This is a genomic window from Actinomyces howellii (genome assembly GCF_900637165.1).
Lineage (GTDB): Bacteria > Actinomycetota > Actinomycetes > Actinomycetales > Actinomycetaceae > Actinomyces > Actinomyces howellii.
Map to the genome: position 1 here is coordinate 2,806,404 of NZ_LR134350.1, position 23,328 is coordinate 2,829,731.

Here is a 23,328-nt window from a genome sequence, read left to right on the forward strand (position 1 = left end):
GCGTGGCAGGTCTCACCGTGCGCCGGGCGCCGGGGGTGCTGGCGCGCCTCGCACGGCGCCGCCGGGTGCCTGCGGGGCCGGGGCGGACGGGAGGTCCGCCCCGGCGGGCCTCCCCTATGATGGGCGCAGCGCGCTGCGACGCGAACTGCCTGGATTGAAGGATGTGCCTTGGCGATCTTCACGGACCTGCGGGAGTCCCGCGAGCTCCTCTACAACCTCACCATGCGCGAGGTGAAGGGGAAGTACAAGAGAACCGCGCTGGGTCAGCTGTGGTCCTTGGCCAACCCGATCGCCCTCATGCTCGTCTACTCCTTCGTCTTCCGCTTCGTCATGAAGATCGAGCCGGCCGCAGGAGACCCCTCGGGGCTGCACATCTTCGCCCTGTGGCTCATGTGCGGCCTGCTGCCCTGGAGCTTCTTCACCAACGTCGTCAATGGCGGCATGGGCGTGCTCGTGGGAAACGAGAACCTCATCAAGAAGGTCTACTTCCCGCGCTCGGCGCTGCTCGTGTCCAACTCCCTGTCCTGGCTGTACTCCTGGGGCATCGAGATGGCCGTGCTCCTCGTCGCCATCATCGTCCTAGGCGGCTCCCCCTACCTCTACGTCCTGCCGGCCGTCGTGCTCATGGCGCTGCTCACCCTCTTCGCCACGGGCGTGGCCATGCTCCTGTCGATCGCCAACGTCTACTTCCGCGACCTGCAGTACCTCATGGGGATCATCTTCCAGATCTGGTTCTACGCCAACCCGATCGTCTACCCCCAGTCCCTCGTCGAGCAGACCTCCTCCACCCTGGGCTCCTTCCACGGGGTCACGGTCTTCGACGTCTACCGGCTCAACCCCTTCTACCACTTCATCGAGGCCTTCAGGAACCTGCTCTACGACAACCGGATGCCCGACCTCTCCACGAGCGTCATCGTCGTGTCCCTGTCGCTGGGGGCGTTCCTCATCGGGTGGAGGGTCTTCGACCGCCACCAGGCCAGGCTCGCGGAGGCACTGTGATGACCACGACCACGACCGAGGCAGCGATCTCCGTGGAGTCGCTGTCCAAGACCTTCCGCGTCTACCAGGAGCGCAACAACACCCTCAAGTCGGCCCTCCTGCGGCGCAGGACCGCCGCCTACCGGGACTTCGCGGCCCTCAAGGACGTCTCCCTCGAGATCCCCCAGGGCTCGACCTTCGCCCTCGTGGGGGACAACGGGTCGGGCAAGTCGACCCTGCTCAAGTGCCTGGCCCGGATCCTGGTGCCTGACGCCGGGACGATCACGCGCCGCGGCCGGATGGCCGCCATGCTCGAGGTCGGCTCGGGCTTCCACCCCGAGCTGTCGGGGCGGGACAACGTCTACCTCAACGGCTCGATCCTGGGGATGAACCGCAGGGAGATCGACAGGAAGTTCGACGAGATCGTCGCCTTCTCCGGTGTCGAGGAGTTCATCGACCAGCCGGTCAAGAACTACTCCTCGGGCATGTACGTGCGGCTGGGCTTCTCGGTGGCGATCCACACCGAGCCCGACATCATGCTCGTCGACGAGATCCTGGCGGTCGGTGACGCCTCCTTCCAGGACAAGTGCGCCGAGAAGTTCGCCGAGTTCCGGCGCGACGGGCGCACGGTCGTCGTCGTGTCCCACTCCCTGCCCCAGCTGCGCTCCATGGCCGACCAGGCCGCCTACCTCGACCACGGCGTGCTCCAGGAGGTCGGCCCCGCCCGCACGGTCCTCGAGAAGTACGCCGACGCCGCGCGCTCCAACATCCGCATCGACGACGAGGGGCGTGTGCGGTGGGGGACCTCCGACGCCCTCGTCAGCCGGGTCGAGGTGCTCACCGCCGACGGGCACGAGACCGGCTCGGTCGTCGCCACCGGCGACCCGGTGCTCCTGCGCCTGCACTTCACGGCCCGCCGGCCCGTGGAGGCCCCGAGCATCGTGCTGAGCGTCGACACGATCGAGGGGGTGAAGCTGTGGAGCAGCTTCTCCGCCGACCAGGGCGTGGAGCTGGGCACCCTCAACGGTGCCGGGCACATCGACCTGCTCATCCCGCACCTTCCCCTCCAGCCCGGCAGCTTCCCCGTCCACGGCGGCATCCTGGACGCCGGAGGCACCCGGGTCGTCGACTTCGTCCGGGAGATCGCCTGGCTCCAGGTGACCGGCGGCCCGGTGCACGAGGCAGGCGGGCCCGTGGCCATGGAGGGCGTGTGGGAGCCCGGCGGGGACAGGAGGACAGCCAGATGAGCACCCCGAGCACGACAAGGGCGCCGGCCGATGCCGACGCCACGGAGGCCACGGAGGCCACGGAGGCCACGGACCGCGGCCCGCTGCCTGAGGACGCCCCCGAGCCCGGCGGCGCGGGCAGCGCGATGGCGCGCGTCGTCGTCGTCACCCTCGACACGATCCGTGAGCGGATGGCCGGGCCGGCGATCAGGGCCTGGGAGATCTCGGCGCACCTGGCCGACCGCGGCCACCCGGTGCGCCTGCTCACCTTCGCCGTGTGCGAGCGGCAGGGGGAGGGCTTCACCGCCGCCCACGTCGACGTCTCCGGGTTCCGGGCCGAGGTCGAGGCCTGCGACGTCGTCATCATCCAGGGGTACATCGCCGCGACCTTCCCCTGGCTCCAGGAGGTCGCCCAGTGCGTCGTCATCGACCTGTACGACCCCTTCCACCTGGAGTCCCTCGAGGTCGAGAAGTACCAGCCCGCCGAGCAGCGCCACGCCGCCCTGGCCCGGGCGCTGACCGAGCTGAACGCGCAGGTCTCCCGCGGGGACTTCTTCGTGTGCGCCTCGGACAAGCAGCGTGACCTGTGGCTGGGGCACCTGGCCGCCTCGGGCCGGATCAACCCGGTCACCTACGACGCCGACCCCTCCTTGCGCAGCCTCATCGACGTCGTCCCCTTCGGGACCTCGGACCTGCCGGCCGCCCAGACCCGCCACCCCATCAAGGGCACGATCGAGGGCATCGGCCCCGAGGACCCGGTCATCATCTGGGGAGGCGGCGTCTACAACTGGTTCGACCCGCTGTCGGTCGTGCGCGCCGTCGACGTCGTGCGCCGCTCGGTCCCCGAGGTGCGGTTGTTCTTCCTGGGCATGAAGCACCCCAACCCCGACGTGCCCGAGATGGACATGACCACCCGGACCCGCCAGGAGTCCGACCGCCTGGGCCTGACCGGCTCCCACGTGTTCTTCCACGAGGACTGGGTGGTCTACGAGGACCGGGTCAACTACCTCATGGACGCCGACATCGGCGTCTCGACGCACTTCGAGCACATCGAGACGGCCTTCTCCTTCCGCACGCGGATCCTGGACTACCTGTGGGCCGGGCTGCCGATCGTGTGCTCCGCCGGGGACTCCTTCGGCGACCTCGTCGAGGCGCGGGACCTGGGGGCCTGCGTCCCGGTCGAGGACGTTGAGGCGCTGGCGGGGGCCCTGACCCGGATCCTGACCGACCCCGAGCTGGCCGGGCGCTGCCGTGACAACGTACGCCGGACCGCCGCGCAGTTCCCGTGGAGCACGACCCTGGGACCCCTGCTCGACTACTGCGCCGCGCCCCGGCGCGCGGCGGACCACGCCCAGCTCACCCCCGCCGTCACCCGGCCGCTGCCGCTCATGGCCGCGGTGCGTCGCGACCTGCGCGCCACCGTGCGGGTGGTGCGCTCCACGGGGCTGCGCGGGGTCGTCGGCAAGATCCGCTGGCGCCTGGCCGGGCGGCTCAGGTGACGGGCGCCGGGCGGGACGTGGCCGCCGTCGTCGTCACCTACCACCCTGAGGGAGACTGCGCCGAGCTGCTCGAGGCCCTGGCAGGCCAGTGCCGGTGGGTCATCGTGGTTGACAACGGCTCGCTGCCCGAGGAGCTCGAGCCGGTGCGCAGCGCCTGCGCCGCCGTCGGGGCGCTGCTCGTCGAGCTCGGGCGCAACACGGGCATCGCCGCCGCGCAGAACCGAGGGGTGGTCGAGGCCGAGCGGCTGGGTGCGCGCTGGGTGCTCCTGTCCGATGACGACTCCGCCCCCGCCGAGGGGATGGTGTCCCTGCTCATGACCGCCTTCGAGGCCCCCGGCCAGCGGCCCGTGGCCGCCGTCGGCCCGCTCGTGGGGGAGGACCGCGGCGGACGCGACCAGCTCGTCTACGTCGCCCGGCGCTGGGGGCCCCGGCGGGCCACCGCCGAGGAGCTCGGCTCGCCCTTCCTCGAGGTCGCCTTCCTCATCGCCTCGGGGTGCCTCGTGGACCTGCACGCCCTGCGGGAGGTCGGCCCGATGAACGAGGACCTGTTCATCGACCACGTCGACCTGGAGTGGGGGCTGCGGGCGCGCCGGGCCGGCTACCGGCTCCTCGTCGTCCCGAGGGCGCGGATGACCCACTCCCTGGGTGACGAGGTCGTGCGCATCCCCGGGCGCCGTCAGCCCGTCCACATGCACGGGCCGGTGCGCAACTACTACCTCGCCCGCAACACCGTGGCCCTGATCCGCTCGGGGCTGCTGCCCGTGGCCTGGCGGGTCGGCTACGCCGTGTGGATCACGAAGTACTCGGCCTTCAACGCCCTGGTAGCCGACCGTCGCGGCCAGCGGGCGCGCGCCCTTGTCGAGGGCCTGCGCGACGGGCTGGTCGGTCGCACGGGGCCGCGTCCCTAGCTGAGCAAGTCCACGGAGTGGGGGACGCGGGCTGGGCGGCACTGGGTGGCACTGGGTGTCACTGGGTGACACTGGGCGGAACGGTTCCGGGGTCGACGTCACGAGTCCGGTTCCCTCCCCTCCCCGAGATCGGGACATATGACACCGCGAGATCGGGACATATGGCACCTCGAGATCGGGACATATGGCACGACGGGGCGCAGGAGCGTCCTGGGGCGGGCGCTGTGCTGCGGGTCGGGTCGGGGCGCGGCCAGCGCAGGCACCCGGCACCGGCCGGCGGCTCCAGGCCGCGGGTCTTCGACGTCCTAGCTGTTCGCGCCGTAGTCCGTGCCCGTCGGTGCCTACCGCAGCGCGCCCTGGTGATGACCTCCTTACGGGCTGGTGCGGAGCAACAGGACGGTCCGGGGAGGAACGGCGTCCCTGTGGGCCACCGTCACCCGGTCCCGCCGCTTGCCCGACGACGACCCGGCATCACGCGGATTGCTCTGCGCTGAGATTGCCTGACGACCGCTGATGGCGGTCCCCGGTGACGGCTGGGGCCCGCGCCGGGCGTGCGCCCGGCCGTGTCATATGTCCCGATCTCGAGGTGTCATATGTCCCGATCTCGGGGTGTCACTTGTCCCGATCTCGAGGTGTCATATGTCCCGATCTCGAGGAGGGGGAGCGGGAGGGGCAACGGACCCGTGCCGCCCAGCCCGTGCCGCCCGCCCGTGCCGCCCAGCCCGGGGACTTGCTCATCAGCGCCGCCGAGCCACTCGCATCATGTGATGCACATAACAGCGGTGTGGGGGTGGGGCAAGAACGACGGAATCCCGCCGTTTTCCTCAACCGGTTGCCGTCGCCGTGGCGGCCGCGGGAGCCTGACATGTGCATCGGTCCTTGCGATGCACATGGAGACACGGGCCGAGTGCGACAGAACGATCAATGTCCGTTGGAATGTCGCGGGTTCGTTCCCGCCGCCGGAGTCAATGATGTGCAGCGCTCGGCTCCAGGGCCCCGCGGACCCCAGAAGGCTCAGCGGCGCATGCGGCGTGAGACCTTCCGTGCCGTCCGACGTGCCACCGAGCCCAGTCCCTCGGAGCGGGCGACGACGAGCGTGCGCCGCCCCAGCCGCCGGGCTCGGGCCAGGCCCCGGGGCAGGACGACCCCCGGACGCGAGGGCACCGTGTAGGGGTCGACCGGTGCGTCAGCAGCGGAGAAGGGCTCGTCGTCAGCCACCGGCTCCCACGTCGAGTCGGTGCGGTGCCCGTTGCGGCGCAGGTGCAGGGCCGCGTCGACCAGGATGTCCTCGTAGACCCGCCCCTGGGTGCGCGGTGAGAGCTCGAGCAGCGCCTCGCGCCTGGCGGCCGCGCCGATGGAGGTGCGCAGCGCCACGGAGGTGACGAGCTCCTCGATGGCCTCCTCCCACTCCTGGGTCGTCGAGGCGAGCATCCCGGTGCGCCCGTGCTCGATGACCTCCCGGAAGGGACCGGTGGGGGTGGCCACGGTCGGCCGGGACACGAGGGCGGCCTCGAGCCACTTGATAGCCGACTTCGACTCGTTGAACACCGAGTCCCCGGTCAGGGGCGCCAGGCAGATGTCGGTGGCCCGCAGCAGCTCGGGGAGCCGGTACCAGGGGACGAAGCCGGAGCGGCTGATCCTCGGGGCGAACTCCGACAGGGCGCCTGTGGGCTCGAGGTGCCCGCCCAGACGCAGGCGGACCTCGGGGTGGCGGCGCATGACGGCGGCCAGCGCGGGCTCGACCATCGCCCAGTCCGCGTCATGGGTCGTCGTGCCCGAGAAGTAGCCGATGGTCACCGTCGAGTCCTCGCGCGCGCCCTCCTCGAGGAGAACCCGGTCGGAGGCCTGGGCCAGCAGGGTCCCCACGCCGTTGGCGTAGCGGTAGGAGGGCAGTCCTGTGAGGCGGGTGGCCTCCTGGCACAGCATGTCGGTCGAGCCGACGAAGCCGTCGCAGGCCTCGAGCGTCGTGCGGTAGCGGTCGACCCCGTGCCACCACAGCTCCTCCTCGGCCTCGCTCAGCTTCTCGAGCCCGTCGAGGGTGCCGCGCAGGGAGGAGTCGAAGATGAGGTCGTCGACGTCGTAGAGGATCGGCACCTCGCGCCCGCAGGTACGGAAGCGCTCGATGAGGTCGAGGACCTGGACCGTGGCCGGGACGCGGTAGAGCACGACGGCGTCGGTGTCCTCGACGTCACCCAGCAGGGCGGGGTCGCGGTAGTGGCGCACGACCACCTCGTGCCCGCGCATGCGCAGGGCCTCGGCGGGCAGGTGGGCGCGGTAGCGCAGCGGGGCACCGTCGATGCCGATGATGAACAGGACCTTGTCGAGCAGCTGGGCCTGGGCCCGGCGCACCGCCTCGAGCTCGTCGTCCTGGGCCTCCACGAGGCCGGCGTAGTACTCGAGGAGCTCGGCCCCCTGCTCGGAGAAGGACCGGATCGGCGAGCTCGAGCCCCGGCCCGTCAGGTCCCGCGCGCCGACGGGGTCGTCGGCGAGGTGGGTCAGCCTCTCGGCCAGGGCCCTGGGCTCGCCCGCCGGGACGATGTAGCCGTTGACGCCGTCGGTCACCGCCTCCTCAGGACCCAGGGTGTCGGTGCACACGACGGCCAGGCCCGCGGCCAGCGCCTCCCGGGTCAGGATGGAGTGCGACTCGCGCATGATCGACGGCAGGACGAGCACGTCGTGGGAGTCCAGGACGCTCAGGAGCTCAGCGGGGTCGAAGGCGGGGCGCGCCCGGAACCACGACGGGGTGGAGGCGTCGACGCGGGCCTCGACCCCGTAGGCGTCCAGAACCAGCCCCTCGCGCTCGCCGACGAGCCGCGCCGCCTGTCCCAGGACCTCGACGCCCTTCATCTCCTGCATCCCCCCGGCGTACATGAGGCGCACGGGGCCCGTGCCCGTCCGGGCCACCGGCTCGGGCCCCAGGCGGGCCAGCTGGGCGTCGAGCAGACCGTTCTCGTTGACCCGCAGGACCCGAGGCTCGACACCGTTGGCCGCCAGGACCCGCGCCGCCGACCGGGAGGGGGCCAGGACGAGGTCGGCGTCGGCCAGGGCCCGGAGCAGCCGCTCGGAGCGCCCGGCGATCGAGGGGGCGGCGTCGCAGTCGCAGGCGCCGCACTCGGTGACCAGGGAGCAGGGCCGCATGGACTGGTCGACGAGGAACTGGCGCGAGCAGAACCACCAGAAGTCGTGCATCGTGACCACGACCTTCGCCCCCGCGGCGTGGGCGGCCTCGACCAGACCCACGCCCAGGGTCTGGAGGGAGTGGACGTGGACGATGTCGGGGGCCGTGCGCTCGAGCCACCGGCTGAAGGCCGCGGTCGCGCCCGGGTTGTCGTAGTTGTGCGGGTCGGTCCACGCCGTCCAGGGCGTGGTCACCAGCCACGTGACCTCGACGCCCTCCTCGTCGGTCTCCGTCCAGGTCTCCAGGGGCCTGCGGTCCTTGTCCAGGTAGCCCGCGTAGACGAGGGACTCGTGCCCGGCCCCCTTGACGTACCGCGCGACACGCTGGGGCACAAGGGTGCCTCCGGAGACGAAGTTGGGCGGGTAGTGGGCTGACACCTGGGCGATCCGCATGGGCGGCATGCTACCGGGCTGATCATCGGCCAGGTCCGCCGCCACACTATGCTGTCCCCATGACGGGGCAGGACCAAGACCACCGAGAGCTCGCCTCACGGGACGCCGAGGTGCACGCCCGCGTGGGCGCCGAGCAGGACCAGGCCGTCGAGGCCGGTCTGGCCCAGCGCTGCGCGGAGCTCGCCGCCCGGGTGGGCGCCCTCGAGGCCGCCGGCGCCGTGCGCGCCTCGATCATCCGTGACCAGGCCGAGCGCATCGGGCGTACCGACGCCGAGCTGGCGCGGGCCTCGGCCCGGGTCGGGGAGCTGGAGGCCGCGCTGGCGGTGCGTGAGGCCCAGCTGGCGACGATCCGCTCGCACCCGGCCGTGCGCGTCGCCCTCAAGGCCCGGCGCGTCGTGAGAAGGCGTTCGTCGTGACCGGGGTGACCCTGCTCGTCGTCCCCGGCCAGGCCGAGGCGACGGCGGCCACGCGCGAGTCCTTCGACGTCATGGCCGGGCCCGAGGACCGCTGGGTGGAGGCGGACTGGATGAGCGGGCCGGGTGTCGACACGCCCTTCGCGCTGCTCCTGCGTGCCGGCGACCGCCTCGATCCCGGGGCCCTCAGGGTCGTGTCCGACTACGCCGTCGAGCGCGGCGCCGACCTCGTCACCGTCGACCACCGTGTGGAGGGCCGTGCACGCCGCGCCCCGAGGTGGATGCCCCAGCTGCTCGCCCAGCTCCCGGTGAGCGGGCGTGTCGTCCTGCTGTCCGCGGGACTCCTCGAGCGGGTCCGGGCCCTGGGGCCGGTCCTCAGCCAGTGGGACCTGCTCGTGCGGGCCGCCGACCTGGCCGAGCACCCCGAGCACTGCCCCGCGGTCCTCGTCGAGCAGGCGGGCCCCACGACGACGGGCTCGGTGCACGAGAGGCTCGAGACCGTGCGCGCCCACCTGCGGCGCACCGGCGAGGACGCCCTCGTCGTGCCCACCTCGGCCGGTGGCGTCGTCACGCGCGCCCGCCCGGGCTGGGCGCGCTCCGTGGGGGTCGTCGTCCCCACCGCCTTCGCCTCCAGGACGATCGAGGACGGCACCGAGCACGTCCTGGTCCACCTTCTCCTCGAGGCGCTCGCGCGCACCGTCGGCCCGACCCTGCTCGACCTCGACGCCGAGATCGACGTCGAGGTCGTCCTCGTCGTCGACGCCTCCTGCCCGCAGGACCTGCTCGACCGGTGCTCCGAGGCCTGGCCCGGGCGGCTGCGAGTCGTGCGCACCGAGGGCGACTTCAACTACGCGCGCGCCGTCAACGCCGGCGCCCTGGCCACGGGGGCCGAGGTGCTCCTCCTGCTCAACGACGACGTCGAGCCCCTCGAGGCCGGCTGGCTCCAGGAGATGCTCGGCGCCCTGGGGCGCCCGGGGACCGCGGCCGTCGGCGCGCGGCTGCTCCTGGGCGACCGCAGGCGCCTCCAGCACATCGGCACGGTCTGCCCGCCCGAGGGCCTGCCCATGCACGCCAGGATCTTCGAGGTCGACGACCCCACCCACCCGATGGCGCAGGCCGACGTCGACTACCTGGCGGTCACCGGAGCCTGCCTGGCCTGCCGGAGACAGGACTTCCTGTCCGTCGGGGGGATGGACGAGTCCCTGCCGCTCAACTTCAACGACGTCGACCTGTGCCTCAAGCTCGGTGTCGACCACGGCCGTGTCGTGTGCGTCAACGCCGCCCGCCTCATCCACCGGGAGTCCTCGACCCGTCAGGTGCGCATCACCCCCGAGGAGGAGGCGTCCCTCGACAGGTGGCGGGGGGTCGTCCTGCGCGACCCGCACGTCGAGTACTGGGGCTGACCCGAGGCGCCCTCGGGTCAGGACCGCTGCCGTTATGATCGCAGTGCCGCTCGCCCCGTCCGTCCCGGCGGACCGTGTCTCCCGTGTCTCCCGTGCCCCTCGTGCCCTCCGTGTCCCCCGTGCCCTCCCACCCTGCCCAGCTCCGCCCCGGAAAGGTCGACCATGACAGGCCTCGTCAACGGGCTGCGCACCCGCGCGGCCGCCCTGCCCCGATGGGCCCAATGGCTCCTCGTTGCCGTGTTCATGATGGTCCTCGCCGGGGTCGTCACGGCCAGGTACGTCCATGCGCACCCGGCGCTGTCGCCCATCGACGAGTACAACTACGTCGACGCCGTCGACAAGGCCACCCGGGGCATCCTCGCCCGGGAGGGCCAGACCGTCGACGAGCTCGCCCGGGAGGCCTCCTCGTGCAGGGGCTTCGGCATGGAGCAGACCGAGGTCACCTACGTCGGCCGCTGCGGCATCGACGAGCCCCTGGCGACCTACCCGTGGGACGGGCACTCGACCGCGGGCATCCACTCACCGGTCTACTACTTCTCGACCGCGTGGATGGCCCAGGCGATCATGACCGTCGTGCCGGGCCTGAGCCTCATCACCGCGGCCCGGCTCACCGGTGCCATCTGGCTGGGCCTGGGCATGGTCATGCTCGCCTACCTCATCCGTCGCACAGCCGGCTCGTGGTGGCTGGCCGTGTGGATCCCCGTCGTCGTGTGCGCCATGCCCGGTCTGCGCGTGACCAACGCCTACATCAGCCCCGACGCCCCCAACCTCCTGTGCGGCTCCGCGGTCCTCCTCGCCGCCCTGCTCTACGCCCGAGGGCAGTGGCCCCTGTGGCCCCTCATCGCCATCTCAGCGGTCGTCACCCTCGTCAAGTTCCAGAACTCCTTCGTCGTCATCGCCGCCTTCCTCTTCCTGGCCTGGACGCGGATCGCCCCCCGCCGCGAGGACGACGACGGCAGGCGACCGGGGTGGGCCGCGATCCTCGTTCCCCCGGCGGCGGCGCTCGTGGTCGGCCTGGGCTGGATGAGGATGAAGACGGCTCTGGCCCTTCCCTCGGCCGGACTGGTCGGCGACCCGCAGGGGGGCGTCGACCTCACCGGGAGCCTGTACTACATCGACGACTCCCTCCAGGGCCTGTTCACCGCCAACTGGCCGGCAAGCACGGAGGCGTCCTTCTTCCCGACCCTCGTGCTGTGGGGCGGTATCGCGACCCTCGTGTCCGTGGCCTGGCTCCACCCCGGCCGCGGCTGGGTCGAGCGCCGCTTCGCACAGAGCGGCGCGGTCTCGCTGCTGGGCATCGGCCCGGCGGTCAACATCGCCTTCGCCGCGGTCTTCGGGTCGGCGGTGGCCATGCAGCCCCGTTACGCCATGGTCCTCATTCCGATCCTGGCGCTCACGACCGCCTGGTCCCTGGACCGACGCTGCCTGCGCATCGCCGTGGCCGTCCTGGCCGTGGCGGCGTACTTCTACGCCGTGGTCTCCCTCAACGTCAACTGAGGCTGGCGGCCGGGCCGGGACTCTCGCCAGCCGGTGCCTCCCGGTGCTGCCCGGTGGGCCGCCTGCGGCGCCGGGCACCGGTCGGCGTTACACTCGCAGGCAGCCGGCCCGGGGCGTGCCCTGGAGCGCGGCGCCTGAGGAACCCCGAGGAACGAGGACGTGCACGACATGACCGAAACCGCCAAGCCCCTGGGCATCGAGACCACCCCGATCCCGGGCTTCCTGCGGATCGACCTGACTGTCCACGGGGACAACCGCGGCTGGTTCAAGGAGAACTGGCAGCGCGAGAAGATGGTGGCCCTCGGGCTGCCCGACTTCGGTCCCGTGCAGAACAACATCTCCTTCAACGACGAGGTGGGGGTGACCCGGGGCATCCACGCCGAGCCGTGGGACAAGTTCGTCTCCGTGGCCACCGGGCGGGTCTTCGGCGCCTGGGTGGACCTGCGCGAGGGCCCGAGCTTCGGGGCCGTCTACACCTGCGAGATCGACCCGTCGGTGGCCGTCTACGTCCCGCGGGGGGTGGGCAACGCCTACCAGACGCTCGAGCCGAACACCGCCTACACCTACCTCGTCAACGACCACTGGTCCCCCGACGCCCAGTACACCTTCCTCAACCTCGCCGACGAGACCGCCGCGGTGCCGTGGCCGATCCCCCTGGAGGAGGCCATCCAGTCCGACAAGGACCGCGGACACCCGCGGTTCAAGGACGTCACGCCCTTCCCCGCCCCGGTCGCTCGCGGACGCAGGGTGCTCGTCACCGGAGCCAACGGCCAGCTCGGGCGAGAGCTCATGCACCGCCTGCCCGAGGCCGGGTACACCGCCACCGGCGTCGACCTTCCCGAGGTCGACATCTCCGACACCCGGGCGATGGAGGAGTGGGACTGGTCGTCCTACGACGTCATCGTCAACGCGGCGGCGTGGACCAACGTCGACGGCGCCGAGACCCCTGAGGGGCGCCGCCTGTCGTGGAGGGCCAACGCCACCGGCCCGGCCAACCTCGCCCGCGCCGCGGCCGCCCACGGGCTGACCCTCGTCCACATCTCCAGCGAGTACACCTTCGACGGCACGGCCGAGGTCCACACCGAGGATGAGGACCCCAGCCCCCTGGGCGTCTACGGGCAGTCCAAGGCCGGTGGCGACGCCGCCGTCGCCGGGGTCCCGCAGCACTACCTCGTGCGCACGAGCTGGGTGGTGGGCGACGGCAAGAACTTCGTCAAGACGATGGCCTCCCTGGCTGAGCGCGGCGTCGCCCCCAAGGTCGTGGCCGACCAGACGGGCCGCCTCACCTTCACAGCGGACCTCGCCGCAGGCATCATCCACCTGCTGAGCACCGGCGCCGACTACGGCACCTACAACCTCTCCGGAGAGGGCCCGGTCGTCTCCTGGGCGGACGTGGCCAAGCGGGTCTACGAGCTGACCGGCCACGACCCGCAGGCGGTCACCCCGATCACCACCGAGGAGTACTTCGCGGGCCAGGACGTCGCCCCGCGCCCGCTCATCTCCACCCTCGACCTGAGCAAGATCGAGGCGACCGGCTTCATCCCGGCCGACTCGATGGAGCGCCTCGAGGCCTACGTCGCCACGCTCGGCTGACCCCTGCCGGCTGGTCCCCGTACCGGGCCTGCGTCGCCCTGCGCCGGGCCTGCTGCCTGGTCCCCGTACCTCCCAGCGTCGAGCTCGTACCGTGTGCGTCCAGAGCGGACGGTAGAGGTGCGCTGAGGAGGCACACGGTACGAACGCGCAGGCCGAGGCACGGCCGGGGTGTGCGCTCAGCGGCGGGGGACCAGCCTCGCCAGGTCCCGGTCGGGGATCGCCCCTGAGCGGCCCAGGACGGCGTCGCGTGTCCCCGCCGCCATCGCCCGCAGCGTCAGGGGGCGGTCACGCCCCAGGACCAGGCGCATGCCGTGGCCCTGGACCTCCTTCCAGCTGCGGCGCAGGACCCAGCCCGGGCTGCTGCGCAGGTAGCGTCGGGCGATGATCACCTGGTTGCGGGTGATGTAGTACACGCGGGCAGGGGAGTGGTGGGAGTAGGTGAGGGAGCCGATGCGTCGTCCCAGGATCTGGGCGGGCTCGCGCTCCCCCAGGGCGTGGTCGAGGCGGCACCCGGGGGCGATGACAGCCCTCATGCCGGCCGCGCGCACGCGGGCGGTGTACTCCGAGTCCACGCCGTCGATGACGAGCCCCTCGTCGAGGGGCCCGAGCCTGTCGATCGTGCGCACCGGCAGGAACGTCCCCGACTGCAGCGGGTCGAAGGCGAGGGCGAAGCCGCGCTCGCGCCCGTCGGTGAGCGCCTCCGCCTCCCCGTGGCTCTCGGCGGCCACGAGCCCCACGTCCAGGCCCGCGTGCCGGGCCCGGTCGTAGGTGCGCAGCCCCGCCTCGACGTAGTCCGGGCACACGGTGGAGTCCTGGTCGAGTGTGACGACGAGCTCGGGGTCGAACAGGCGCCGGGCCGAGGCGATCCCCGCGTTGAGGCTCGCGGCGATCCCCGCGTTGGTCTCGCGGCGCAGGACGTGGGCCCCCGCGCCGGCCAGGGCGTCGAGGACCGCCTCGGCCTGCTGGGAGGGCGAGCCGTCGTCGACGACGACCACCCCGGCGACCTGGGGCACCACGGCGCGCACGTGCTCGACGAGGGTGCTCGGTGGCCGGTAGGCGGCCACGACCGCCGCCACGCGCGTCCTGCTGTCGATCACGATGCCCTCCCGGTCCGTGCCTCGGCGAGGCGGGAGCATCCCCACCGGCCGTCTCGAGCATACGTGCCGCTCCGGGTCCTCGCCGACTTCGTCCCGTGTGCGACCAGCGCGGCAGGCAGGCGCGCGCGACGGGGCGCACGGGACGAGCCCGGCGGCGGGAGGGCCCGTGCCGAGGCCATCATCTAGGATCCTGGCATGCTCCTCCTGACGAGCCGTCGCGACCGCCGCCCGCGCCGCGCGCTCCTGACGCCGCCAGCCGCCCCCGCCCGGCAGGGGGGCGCCCGTGCCCTCTGAGGCCCGTCGCGTCATCCTCAGGCTCGTGGGCTTCACCGGATGGCCGCTGCTCACCCTCATCACCCCGCTCATCGCCACCCCGACCGCGGCGCGCCTCGTGGGACCCGGCTGGTCGACGATCGTCACCGCGATGTCGATCGGCGTCTTCGGGTCGACCGTCGTGACCTGGGGCTGGAACTACGTCGGCCCGGCCCGTGTGGCCCGGATGCGGACCGAGGCCGAGCACAACGAGCTCTACACCGCCTCCGTGGCCAGCCGCCTCGTCATGTGCGTCATCGTCGCCCCCGTGTGCGCCGTCGCCTCGGCGGTGATCGCGATGCCGTCGCTGCGCGCCACGGCCGCCGTCATGGCTGTCGCCTTCGTCCTGACGGCCATGTCGCCCCAGTGGTACTGCATCGGGGTGGGCAACCCTCGGCTCCTGGGCTACTACGACACCCTTCCCCGTGCGGTCTCCACCGTCATCGCCATCCCCGTCATGCTCCTGACCCACGAGGCCATCGCCTACCCGATCATGCTCGGGGCGGGGATGGTGGCGGGCCTCGTGCTCTTCCGCCGTCGGGTCTTCCCAGGACCCCGCCCGCCCTTCCCCGGACTGCGCTCGACCTGGGCCGACATCCGCGGCATGGGCGGGGCGGCGGGGGCCAACCTCGTCGGCGCCGCCTACGCCTACACCCCCTCCCCGGTTGCCACGGCGACCCTGACCCCGGTGGTCTCCTCCCAGTTCGCCTCCGCCGACCAGATCTACCGCTACGCCCTGTTCTTCGTCCAGGCGCTGGGCAACGCCCTCCAGGGCTGGGTCCTCGAGCTCCAGGGAGCACCCGCCCGCCGCCGCCAGAGGCTCGCGATCATGGCCCACACGGCGCTGGGCCTGGTCGGCGCGCTGGGCCTGGCCGTGCTGACCCCGACGATCAGCTCGATCCTCTACGGCGCCCAGGTCGGTGCGACCTACCCGGTGTCGGCCGGCTTCGGTCTGGCCTTCTTCGCGATCTCGACGACGACCCCGCTGCTGCGCAACCTCCTCATCCCCACCGGGCAGGCCCACAAGGTCTTCCGGGCCACGGTCATCGCCGCCGTCGGCGGCCTGGCGGTCATGGTGCTCGGAGGCGTGGCCCACAGCGCCACGGTCATCGCGGTCGGCATGGCCTGCTCCGAGCTGCTCATCCTCCTCGTCCTGGCACCCAGCGCGGTGCGCACCCTGGGGCGGATGGGCGCCCCGGGCCCGGCGCGCCCTGCCGACGGCGAGGACGCCCGGGACGCCGAGGACGCCTCACCAGGGACGGAGCCCCGCTCATGAGCACCCCGCCGCTCGACCTGCCCGACCGGATCGACCGGGTGGGCGCCGTCGTCACCGCCTTCGCCCCGGGGCCCGGGCTGGTCGGCGCCGTCGAGGCCCTTGCCGCTCAGGTCGAGCAGGTCGTCGTCGTCGACGACGGGCCCGAACGGGCCACCGAGGCCACGCGGGCGGTCCTGGCCGACTGCCGGGCCCACGGCGCGCAGGTCGTGGTCCACGACCGCAACCGGGGCATCGCAGCGGCCCTCAACGAGGGCGCGCAGCACCTCGACCCCGCCTGCCAGGCCGTGCTCACCGTGGACCAGGACTCGCTCCTGCCTCCGGGTTACGTCGCCGCCCAGGTCGAGGCCTATGCCGCGGCACGGGCCGCAGGCGTGCCCGCAGGGATGGTCGGGCCCCGGGCGGCGGGCAACATCCGCCGGCTGCCGGGGACCGACGGCCAGGACCCGGTCGTCGTGGGCGGTGAGCCCATCCAGTCCGGCCTGCTCGTGACCCGCGCGCTGTGGCGGGAGCTGGGCGGATTCGCCGAGGACCTGTTCATCGACGGCGTCGACTCGGACTTCTACCTGCGCGCCCTGGACGCCGGAGCCGTACCCGTCGTCGCCCCGGTGGAGATCGAGCACCAGCTCGGCACGACCGTGAGGGCAGGGCTGGGACCCTGGCGCCTGCCGATCACCGTCGCCGCGGAGTTCCGGTACTACTACCAGGTGCGCAACCTCGTGACGCTGGTACGCCGCCACGGCCGCAGGCACCCGCGGTGGTGCCTGCGGGCCGTGGGCAAGCAGGCCCGGCACCTGGCCATCGTGACCGCGCTGGCACCGGGCAGGCGCGGGCGGCTGGCACGGGCCGCGCGCGGGCTGCGCGACGGCCTGGCCGGTCGCGGAGGCGCGATGAAGGACACGACCACAGGAGGCGGGAGACGATGAGCCAGGCCATTGACGGTGCTGACCGCGCTGACGGTGCTGACGGCGTTGGTGGAGCCGACGGTGCTTACGGCGTTGGTGGAGCCGACGGTGCTTACGGCGTTGGTGGAGCCGACGGCGCTCACGGTGCTGGTGGAGCCGACGGCGCTCACGGTGCTGGTGGAGCCGACGGCGCTCACGGCGCCCGGGACCGGCAGGACGGCAGCGGGCTCCCGGCCCAGCCCGCCCCGCACACGGACGCACCGGTCGCCCTCGACATCTTCATCCCCTTCTGGGGGGAGCCTGACTACCTCTACGCTGCCGTGCGCTCGGTGCTCGACCAGACCTCGCCGAACTGGCGGCTGACCGTCGTCGACGACTGCTACCCCGAGGACGTCTCCGGCTTCTTCTCCGGGCTCGACGACGAGCGGGTGCGCTACCTGCGCAACGAGGAGAACCTGGGCATCATCGGCAACTTCAGCCGCTGCCAGGAGCTCGCCGAGGGCGTCTACACGGTGTTCATGGGCTGCGACGACCTGCTCGGCCCGCGGTACGTCGAGACCATCGAGCGCACCGCGGCCCGGCTGCCCGGGGTCGAGATCATCCAGCCCGGGGTCGAGGTCGTCGACGGCTCCGGCGCGCCGGTCCTGCCCCTGAGCGACCGCGTCAAGGACCTCCTGCGCCCCAGTGGTCGGGCCACCCACGTGCTCGCTGGTGAGGACCTGGCCCGGTCCCTGTTCGTCGGGGACTGGCTGTACTGGCCCAGCCTGGCCCTGAGGACCGAGGCGCTCAAGGGCGTGAGGTTCCTGCCCGACTACGAGATCATCCTCGACGTCGGGCTGCTCATGGACCTCATCACCGCCGGCGCCCGCCTGGCGGTCGTGCCCGACGTCGTCTTCCGATACCGCCGTCACGGTGCGAGCCTGTCCTCCGAGGCTCTCCTGGACGGTCCGCGCTTCTCCGACGAGCGTCGGTTCTTCGCCCAGCAGGCCGCCCGGATGGACGCACTGGGCTGGCGGCGGGCCTCCCGGGCGGCCCGCCAGCACCTGACCTCAAGGGCCTACGCGCTCTCGCTCCTGCCCGGCGCGCTGCGCGCCCGCAGGGACGTGCGCCCGCTGCTGCGCCACGCCCTGCGCTGAGACAGCACTGAGACAGCGCGGAGACAGGTCGTCCCTCTTCAGAGCCGTCCTCACAGACCCCGGCGCCGCAGCTCGGTGATGCAGCGCACCAGCAGCAGGCGCGAGCCGAGGGCGGCGCGCACCCCCCGGGGGCGGTTGGGGGTCTGGTTGGACTCGTGGAACCGTCGCAGGACCGTGCGCTCGGGGCAGTGGCGCATCGAGCGCCGGAGGTTGCCGTACAGGGCGATCCACAGGTCGTGGGACTCCCCGAGGAACGTGGGGAAGGGGGCCAGGCCCCGGCCCAGCGCCTCGGCCCGCACACCCATCGCGCAGCCGTAGTAGGGCCGGTTGCCCGCCAGCACGCCGAGCACGTTGCGCCAGGCCCGTCGGGAGCCCGAGGCCCGCAGGTGCCAGTCGGCCTGCCCGTAGGGGCCGCGGATCGCCTCCGGCCCGCCCAGGGTGCCCAGGTTCGTCGCCGCGACCTCGGCGTCCTCCAGCGCGGAGGCGAGGACCTCGACGTGGTCCGGCGTCCACACGTCGTCCTGGTCGCTGAGAAGGAGCAGGTCCCCGCTCGCCAGGGACAGCGCCTCCTCGAAGGTGCGCACGTAACCCCGGTTGTCCGCCCGGGCCGTCAGACGGATCCGAGGGTCCTGGGCGGCGAGGTCCTCCACGACGGCCACCGTGGAGTCGGTTGAGGCGTCGTCGACGACGACGAGCTCGTCCTGGGCGGACAGCTGGGGCAGGATCGAGGCGATCTGCTCGGCCACGAAGCGCTCGCCGTTGTAGGTCGCCATGCACACGCTCACCCGGCCCCGGGACGTGCTGCTCATGCCGGCCCCTCCTGCCCGGGCGCACCCGCGTCAGGGGCCTGGGGATCCTCCGGAGCGCTCCGGCGCCCCTCGAGGTCCGCGGTCAGCCCCGCCTCCCGGACCACGAGGTCGAGCACGGCGATGTTCTCGGCCAGGACGCGGGTCTCGTCCTCCATGCGGCTGATCTCGAGGGACAGGTGCAGGGCCACGCCCAGGAGCAGGAAGATCGCCAGGGCGAACAGGAGGTTGGAGGGCACCTGGATGTCCAGGGCGCCCGCCAGGGCGCCCAGCAGGTCGGGGACGACCGCGAGCACGACGATGGCCAGCCCCACGAGGATCCACAGCGCCGCGTACTTCTCGCGAAGCTTGCGCGAGCGCAGCAGGCCGATGACGAAGAGCATGATGGCCACGGCCACGAGGATGAAGAAGACGCGGGTGAGCATCAGCGCACCGCCTCCCCGCCGGCCCCCGGTGAGGGGGACCCCCGGTCGACAGGACGCCGGGTCAGCGAGATGAACAGCGCGAACATGGAGCGCACGAGGTAGACGGCCGCCTTGCCGGGGTTGTTCGACGGGGTGCCGGCCTGGCGGGGGCGCATCGAGACCCCGACCTGGGTGACGCTCAGCCCTGAGCGCACGGCGATGACGAGCGAGTCGATCGTGTCCCCGAGGTACTCGGCAGGGTAGTAGCGGCAGTACTGGTCGATGGCCGTGCGGTCCCCCGCGCGGAAGCCGCTGGTGACGTCGGTGAGCCGTGTGCGGCTGATGCGCCCGACCATCGCCGCCAGCAGGAGCATCGCCCAGCGGCGCGGACCGCGGGCCCGGTAGGTGCCGACCTCGGCGAAGCGCGCGCCGATGGAGATGTTGGCCCGCGACAACCCCTCCAGGACGGCGTCGATGTCCCGCGGGTCGTGCTGGCCGTCGGCGTCGACCTGGATGGTGCGGTCGTAGTCGAAGCGCCGGGCGTACTTGTACCCGGCACGCATGGCTCCCCCCACACCCATGTTGTACGGCAGGTCGAGCACGAGGGCGCCCGCCGCGCGGGCCACCTCGGCAGTGCGGTCCCGCGAGCCGTCGTTGACGACGAGCAGGTCGTAGCCGGGCACGACCTCGCGCAGCTCCCGGATCGTGGCCCCGATCGCCTCCTCCTCGTTCCACGCCGGCATGATGACCAGCGTTCTGGGACGGCGTGTGGGCATGGGACTCCTCGGGACTCCTCGGTAGGCGGGGCTGCGCCTCTCAGTCTAGACGACTGAGGCGCTCGCCCTGGTGGGCCGCCGGCAGTGGCGGCCCACCAGGCTCGACTGGGCTCGACCAGGCTCGACGGGGCCTCAGCGGCGCTCGCGCTCGAGCAGGCCGAGCAGGTACTGGCCGTAGCCGGACTTGACGAGGGGCTCGGCGCGCTCGCGCAGGCCGTCGTCGTCGATGAAGCCCATGCGCCAGGCGACCTCCTCGGGGCAGCCGATGTTGAGGCCCTGGCGGTGCTGGACGGTGCGCACGAAGCTCGTCGCGTCGGCCAGCGAGTCGAAGGTGCCGGTGTCGAGCCAGGCCGTGCCGCGGGGCAGGACCTCGACGGTCAGGCGCCCCGCCTCGAGGTAGGTGCGGTTGACGTCGGTGATCTCGTACTCCCCGCGGGCTGAGGGCTTGAGGTTGCGGGCGATCTCGACGACGTCGTTGTCGTAGAAGTACAGGCCGGGCACCGCGTAGTCCGACCTGGGGCGGGCCGGCTTCTCCTCGATGGACAGCGCCTTGAACTCCGCGTCGAACTCGACGACGCCGTAGGCGGTCGGGTCGGCCACGCGGTAGGCGTAGACGACGCCGCCGTCGGGGCTCGTGTGACGCCGCAGCTGGGTTCCCATGCCCGGGCCGTAGAAGATGTTGTCCCCCAGGACCAGGGCGGCGGACTCGCCCCCGACGAAGTCGGCGCCCAGCACGAAGGCCTGGGCCAGGCCGTTGGGGACCTCCTGGGCGGTGTAGGACAGGTTGACCCCGAGCTGGGAGCCGTCCCCCAGGAGCCGGTGGAAGCTGGGTGCGTCGTGCGGGGTCGTGATGACCAGGACGTCCTGGATCCCGGCGAGCATCAGCGTGCTCAGCGGGTAGTAGATCATCGGCTTGTCGTACACGGGCACGAGCTGCTTGGAGGTGCCCAGGGTGATCGGGTTGAGTCGCGTGCCGGAACCGCCGGCCAGGATGATGCCTCGCATGGGCACAGTCTGACCCATGACCTCCCTCCGGTGCAGCCCGACCCCCCGGCGGGGCGGGCCGGGTCGGCCCTGTGCAGTCCTGTCACCGGGCGGCGGGGGCGGGCCGGCGCCGGGGCCGACCTCACCGGCGCGGGCGGGCCCCGCCTGGCGGGCCGTGGGGCGGTGAGCCGTTATGTTGCCGTCATGGAACGACTCGACGGTGCACGCCAGCGCTACGTCTGGGGCTCGACCACGGCCATCCCCGAGCTCCTCGGGATCGAGCCCGACTCCGAGCCCTGGGCCGAGCTGTGGCTCGGTGCGCACGAGGCGGGTCCGACCCGGGTCGTGGGGGGTCCCCCGTTGGCCGAGCTCATCGCCGCCGACCCCACCCGCCTGCTCGGGGAGGACGTCGTGCGCAGGTTCGGCCCCCAGCTGCCCTTCCTGCTCAAGGTCATCGCCCCCGAGCGCGCGCTGTCCCTCCAGGTCCACCCCGACCTTGAGCAGGCCCAGGCGGGCTGGGAGCGGGAGAACCGCGAGGGGATCGCGATGGACAGCCCGCGGCGCAGCTTCAAGGACGCCAACCACAAGCCCGAGATGGTCCTGGCCCTCACCCGCTACGAGGCCGTGGCGGGCTTCAGGGCACCGCGGCGCGCCGCGGAGGTGCTCGCCGACCTGTCGAGCCCGCTGGCCCGGCGCATGCGCCGCACCCTGCGTCTCAACCCGACGCGCTTCGGGATCAGGCAGGTCTTCTCCGACCTCGTCTCTAAGGCCTCCCGCCCCGAGCCCGCTGAGGTCGACGAGCTGGTCGGGGAGATCTCCCAGCGGCTGGAGGCGGGGGCGTCGCCGTCGCGCCGGGCCGACACCAACGCCGTGGAGATGGCCAGCACCTTCCCGGGGGACCCGGGGGTGGCCGCGGCCCTCCTGCTCAACCCCGTCACGCTCCAGCCGGGGGAGGCCCTGTTCGTCCCGGCCGGATCGGTCCACGCCTACGTGTCCGGCCTGGGCGTGGAGGTCATGGCCTCCTCCGACAACGTCCTGCGCGCGGGACTGACGAGCAAGCACGTCGACGTCCCGGCCATGCTCGCCTGCGTCGACTACGTCGCCGCGCCACCGGTGCGCCCCGCCCCGGAGTACCTCTCGCGCGCCACCCGGGCCTACTACGCCCCGGTCGACGACTTCGAGCTGCTCGTCACCACGGTCGTCCCCTCCGACTCCCGGACCCAGGTCCCCGGCAGGGGACCGCGGATCGTCCTGGCTGTCGAGGGCACGACGACGGTGACGACGCCGGCAGGGCAGGAGCGCCTGACCCGGGGCCAGGCGGTGTTCGTGGGTGCCGACGAGAGGACGCTGGCCGTCGAGGGCGCCGGGACGGTCGTGCAGGCCGACGTGCCCTGACCGCCGTGGGGCCCTGGGGCCCAGCGCGGCGCCTGCCGGGCCCTGCCGGGGCTCCTGCGGGGCCGAGGCTCACGGGGACAGGGGAGCGCCCTCCTGGCGGGCGGCGGTCGCGCGCAGGCCGGGGGCGGCCCCGGCGTCGACCATGACGGCGCTCAGCCCCCGCCGCCAGGCAGCCAGCACCTCCAGGACGGCGGCCGACCCCTCAGAGTCGATCATGACGGCTCGTGCTCCTGCCTCCTGGGCCCTGAGCGCCCTGGTCTCGGGCAGCGCCTCGACAAGCCCGCGGCGCGTGAGCACAGCGCCGTCCTCACGCACGAGGGCGGGGGCCTCGGCGCTCACGGGACCGGGGACGAAGACGTCGGGCTGGGCCATGAGGTCGGCGACGCCGTCGAGGACCAGCGGCTCGAGCGCCTCGTCCCTGCGCAGCGCCAGGGAGGGGCGGGGGACGAGCATCCGCAGCCCTGCCCGGGGGTCGAGGTCACGGGCCTCGAAGGCGATGCTGGCCGTGCCGGGACCGGTGGGGGAGCCGGAGGCCGTCCTCATCGGCACGCCCTCACCATCTCTTGTGCAAAACCTCACAAGACCGCCGGTCAGCCATGTACCACCGCACCAGGTGACTGTTCTCCAGTGGGTGCTCATCGCCACCTGGACGTCGGGCCGGTCGCCCAGCTCCTCGCAGAGCAGTCCTGCTGTCTTGGCCTGCCACATGCTCAGGACCCGGCCCGTCAGCTCGATCCGCTCCTCCTCGGAGTACCACACGAGCCAGGGTCTGTCGGAGTCCGCCGAGGTGGGGAGGAGGCGAACGAGGGGGTCGGTCTGCGCAGTGGTCATGAGCAGATTGAATCAGGGGTCGCGGCTGCCGCGGGAGGGGCGGGGGTGGGTTCCCAGCCTCCCTTCAGGTCGCGCCGAAGGGGTCCCCAGCGTGCCGTGCCAGCCTGTGGTCGAACGGGGATGCTAGCGCTCGCGACCGGCTTGTTAACGTCGATTTTTCGGCGGAACGACGCCATTTCATCACGAATGGGTGACGCTTGCCCCCCGTGCTTGACTCCAACATCTGACACCCGTGTAGTTTCCTCGGTGTCACCAGCTCGGAACTCGGAAGGGAAGCCCATCGTGTGGAACATCCTCGGTGACGGTCCGCTCACTCGGACCG

General features: G+C 72.4%; 19 protein-coding genes. 12 read left to right on the forward strand and 7 right to left on the reverse strand.

The features are described 5' to 3' along the window. The first annotated feature begins 168 nt into the window (after positions 1-168). From EL245_RS11710 to EL245_RS11725, 4 genes are read left to right on the forward strand one after another with little or no spacing between them, the layout of a single operon-like run. Positions 169-999, forward strand: coding sequence for an ABC transporter permease (locus EL245_RS11710; RefSeq protein ID WP_126383354.1), 831 nt, complete (start codon positions 169-171; stop codon positions 997-999). Further along, positions 999-2,225, forward strand: a complete 1,227-nt coding sequence (locus tag EL245_RS11715; protein WP_126383356.1) for an ABC transporter ATP-binding protein — start codon at positions 999-1,001, stop codon at positions 2,223-2,225. Before EL245_RS11710 ends, EL245_RS11715 begins: the two co-directional genes overlap by 1 nt. Next, positions 2,222-3,703: a glycosyltransferase family 4 protein gene (locus EL245_RS11720; protein WP_197719413.1), complete on the forward strand. Its 1,482-nt coding sequence runs from the start codon at positions 2,222-2,224 to the stop codon at positions 3,701-3,703. The genes EL245_RS11715 and EL245_RS11720 overlap by 4 nt, the downstream gene beginning before the upstream one ends. Positions 3,704-3,720: 17 nt before the next feature. Then, positions 3,721-4,611: a glycosyltransferase family 2 protein gene (locus EL245_RS11725; RefSeq protein WP_126383358.1), complete on the forward strand. Its 891-nt coding sequence runs from the start codon at positions 3,721-3,723 to the stop codon at positions 4,609-4,611. A gap of 1,014 nt (positions 4,612-5,625) precedes the next feature. Here EL245_RS11725 and EL245_RS11730 read toward each other — a convergent pair. Then, a complete protein-coding gene (locus EL245_RS11730) occupies positions 5,626-8,181 on the reverse strand; it encodes a glycosyltransferase (protein WP_161512710.1) in 2,556 nt (851 codons plus the stop codon). Between the two features lie 59 nt (positions 8,182-8,240). Between EL245_RS11730 and EL245_RS11735 the strand changes: the two genes are divergently transcribed. From EL245_RS11735 to EL245_RS11750, 4 genes are all read left to right on the forward strand, one after another. Next, positions 8,241-8,597 carry a hypothetical protein gene (locus EL245_RS11735; RefSeq protein ID WP_126383362.1) on the forward strand — a complete coding sequence of 119 codons (357 nt, stop codon included), beginning with the start codon at positions 8,241-8,243 and terminating at the stop codon, positions 8,595-8,597. Next, positions 8,594-9,997: a glycosyltransferase family 2 protein gene (locus EL245_RS11740; protein ID WP_126383364.1), complete on the forward strand. Its 1,404-nt coding sequence runs from the start codon at positions 8,594-8,596 to the stop codon at positions 9,995-9,997. Before EL245_RS11735 ends, EL245_RS11740 begins: the two co-directional genes overlap by 4 nt. 162 nt (positions 9,998-10,159) lie before the next feature. Then, positions 10,160-11,494 (forward strand): hypothetical protein, encoded by a 1,335-nt coding sequence (locus EL245_RS13285; protein ID WP_161512709.1) that lies wholly within the window; start codon positions 10,160-10,162, stop codon positions 11,492-11,494. Between the two features lie 168 nt (positions 11,495-11,662). After that, a complete protein-coding gene (locus tag EL245_RS11750) occupies positions 11,663-13,087 on the forward strand; it encodes a sugar nucleotide-binding protein (protein ID WP_126383366.1) in 1,425 nt (474 codons plus the stop codon). A gap of 176 nt (positions 13,088-13,263) precedes the next feature. Here EL245_RS11750 and EL245_RS11755 read toward each other — a convergent pair whose 3' ends face one another. Beyond that, a complete protein-coding gene (locus tag EL245_RS11755; RefSeq protein WP_161512708.1) occupies positions 13,264-14,184 on the reverse strand; it encodes a glycosyltransferase in 921 nt (306 codons plus the stop codon). Positions 14,185-14,467: 283 nt separating this feature from the next. On the opposite strand from EL245_RS11755, the gene EL245_RS11760 reads away from it, so the two are divergent. Genes EL245_RS11760 through EL245_RS11770 form a run of 3 tightly spaced genes read left to right on the forward strand, consistent with a single transcriptional unit; the run spans position 14,468 to position 17,810 of the window. Next, on the forward strand, positions 14,468-15,772 hold the full coding sequence (locus tag EL245_RS11760; RefSeq protein ID WP_161512707.1) for a lipopolysaccharide biosynthesis protein: 1,305 nt from the start codon (positions 14,468-14,470) through the stop codon (positions 15,770-15,772). Next, complete coding sequence (locus EL245_RS11765) at positions 15,769-16,695, forward strand: glycosyltransferase (protein WP_126383372.1); 927 nt, start codon at positions 15,769-15,771, stop codon at positions 16,693-16,695. The genes EL245_RS11760 and EL245_RS11765 overlap by 4 nt, the downstream gene beginning before the upstream one ends. Next, positions 16,692-17,810, forward strand: a complete 1,119-nt coding sequence (locus EL245_RS11770; RefSeq protein WP_197719414.1) for a glycosyltransferase family 2 protein — start codon at positions 16,692-16,694, stop codon at positions 17,808-17,810. Before EL245_RS11765 ends, EL245_RS11770 begins: the two co-directional genes overlap by 4 nt. A 50-nt stretch (positions 17,811-17,860) precedes the next feature. Here EL245_RS11770 and EL245_RS11775 read toward each other — a convergent pair whose 3' ends face one another. The 4 genes from EL245_RS11775 to rfbA all read right to left on the reverse strand — a co-directional run bounded on the left by EL245_RS11775 (position 17,861) and on the right by rfbA (position 20,801). After that, entirely contained in the window at positions 17,861-18,619 is a 759-nt protein-coding gene (locus EL245_RS11775) for a glycosyltransferase (RefSeq protein ID WP_197719415.1), read from the reverse strand. After that, a complete protein-coding gene (locus tag EL245_RS13905) occupies positions 18,616-19,041 on the reverse strand; it encodes a DUF2304 domain-containing protein (protein ID WP_126383374.1) in 426 nt (141 codons plus the stop codon). The genes EL245_RS11775 and EL245_RS13905 overlap by 4 nt, the downstream gene beginning before the upstream one ends. Continuing rightward, positions 19,041-19,796: a glycosyltransferase family 2 protein gene (locus EL245_RS11785; RefSeq protein ID WP_126383376.1), complete on the reverse strand. Its 756-nt coding sequence runs from the start codon at positions 19,794-19,796 to the stop codon at positions 19,041-19,043. The genes EL245_RS13905 and EL245_RS11785 overlap by 1 nt, the downstream gene beginning before the upstream one ends. A 132-nt stretch (positions 19,797-19,928) precedes the next feature. Beyond that, positions 19,929-20,801: a glucose-1-phosphate thymidylyltransferase RfbA gene (gene rfbA / locus EL245_RS11790; RefSeq protein WP_126383378.1), complete on the reverse strand. Its 873-nt coding sequence runs from the start codon at positions 20,799-20,801 to the stop codon at positions 19,929-19,931. Between the two features lie 183 nt (positions 20,802-20,984). Between rfbA and manA the strand changes: the two genes are divergently transcribed. Further along, positions 20,985-22,175, forward strand: coding sequence for a mannose-6-phosphate isomerase, class I (gene manA, locus EL245_RS11795; RefSeq protein WP_126383380.1), 1,191 nt, complete (start codon positions 20,985-20,987; stop codon positions 22,173-22,175). 69 nt (positions 22,176-22,244) lie between these two features. On the opposite strand, the gene EL245_RS11800 is transcribed toward manA, so the two are convergent. Then, a complete protein-coding gene (locus EL245_RS11800) occupies positions 22,245-23,006 on the reverse strand; it encodes a TIGR03089 family protein (protein WP_126383382.1) in 762 nt (253 codons plus the stop codon). Positions 23,007-23,328: the final 322 nt, after the last annotated feature.

What these genes read in the sequence shown, in the direction of transcription:
- EL245_RS11715 (WP_126383356.1), top strand. Translation starts at nt 999, where the DNA reads ATGACCACGACCACGACCGAGGCAGCGATCTCCGTGGAGTCGCTGTCC.
- EL245_RS11720 (WP_197719413.1), top strand. Translation starts at nt 2,222, where the DNA reads ATGAGCACCCCGAGCACGACAAGGGCGCCGGCCGATGCCGACGCCACG.
- EL245_RS11730 (WP_161512710.1), bottom strand. Translation starts at nt 8,181, where the DNA reads ATGCGGATCGCCCAGGTGTCAGCCCACTACCCGCCCAACTTCGTCTCC.
- EL245_RS11735 (WP_126383362.1), top strand. Translation starts at nt 8,241, where the DNA reads ATGACGGGGCAGGACCAAGACCACCGAGAGCTCGCCTCACGGGACGCC.
- EL245_RS13285 (WP_161512709.1), top strand. Translation starts at nt 10,160, where the DNA reads ATGACAGGCCTCGTCAACGGGCTGCGCACCCGCGCGGCCGCCCTGCCC.
- EL245_RS11750 (WP_126383366.1), top strand. Translation starts at nt 11,663, where the DNA reads ATGACCGAAACCGCCAAGCCCCTGGGCATCGAGACCACCCCGATCCCG.
- EL245_RS11765 (WP_126383372.1), top strand. Translation starts at nt 15,769, where the DNA reads ATGAGCACCCCGCCGCTCGACCTGCCCGACCGGATCGACCGGGTGGGC.
- EL245_RS11770 (WP_197719414.1), top strand. Translation starts at nt 16,692, where the DNA reads ATGAGCCAGGCCATTGACGGTGCTGACCGCGCTGACGGTGCTGACGGC.
- EL245_RS11775 (WP_197719415.1), bottom strand. Translation starts at nt 18,619, where the DNA reads ATGAGCAGCACGTCCCGGGGCCGGGTGAGCGTGTGCATGGCGACCTAC.
- EL245_RS13905 (WP_126383374.1), bottom strand. Translation starts at nt 19,041, where the DNA reads ATGCTCACCCGCGTCTTCTTCATCCTCGTGGCCGTGGCCATCATGCTC.
- EL245_RS11785 (WP_126383376.1), bottom strand. Translation starts at nt 19,796, where the DNA reads ATGCCCACACGCCGTCCCAGAACGCTGGTCATCATGCCGGCGTGGAAC.
- rfbA (WP_126383378.1), bottom strand. Translation starts at nt 20,801, where the DNA reads ATGCGAGGCATCATCCTGGCCGGCGGTTCCGGCACGCGACTCAACCCG.
- manA (WP_126383380.1), top strand. Translation starts at nt 20,985, where the DNA reads ATGGAACGACTCGACGGTGCACGCCAGCGCTACGTCTGGGGCTCGACC.
- EL245_RS11800 (WP_126383382.1), bottom strand. Translation starts at nt 23,006, where the DNA reads ATGACCACTGCGCAGACCGACCCCCTCGTTCGCCTCCTCCCCACCTCG.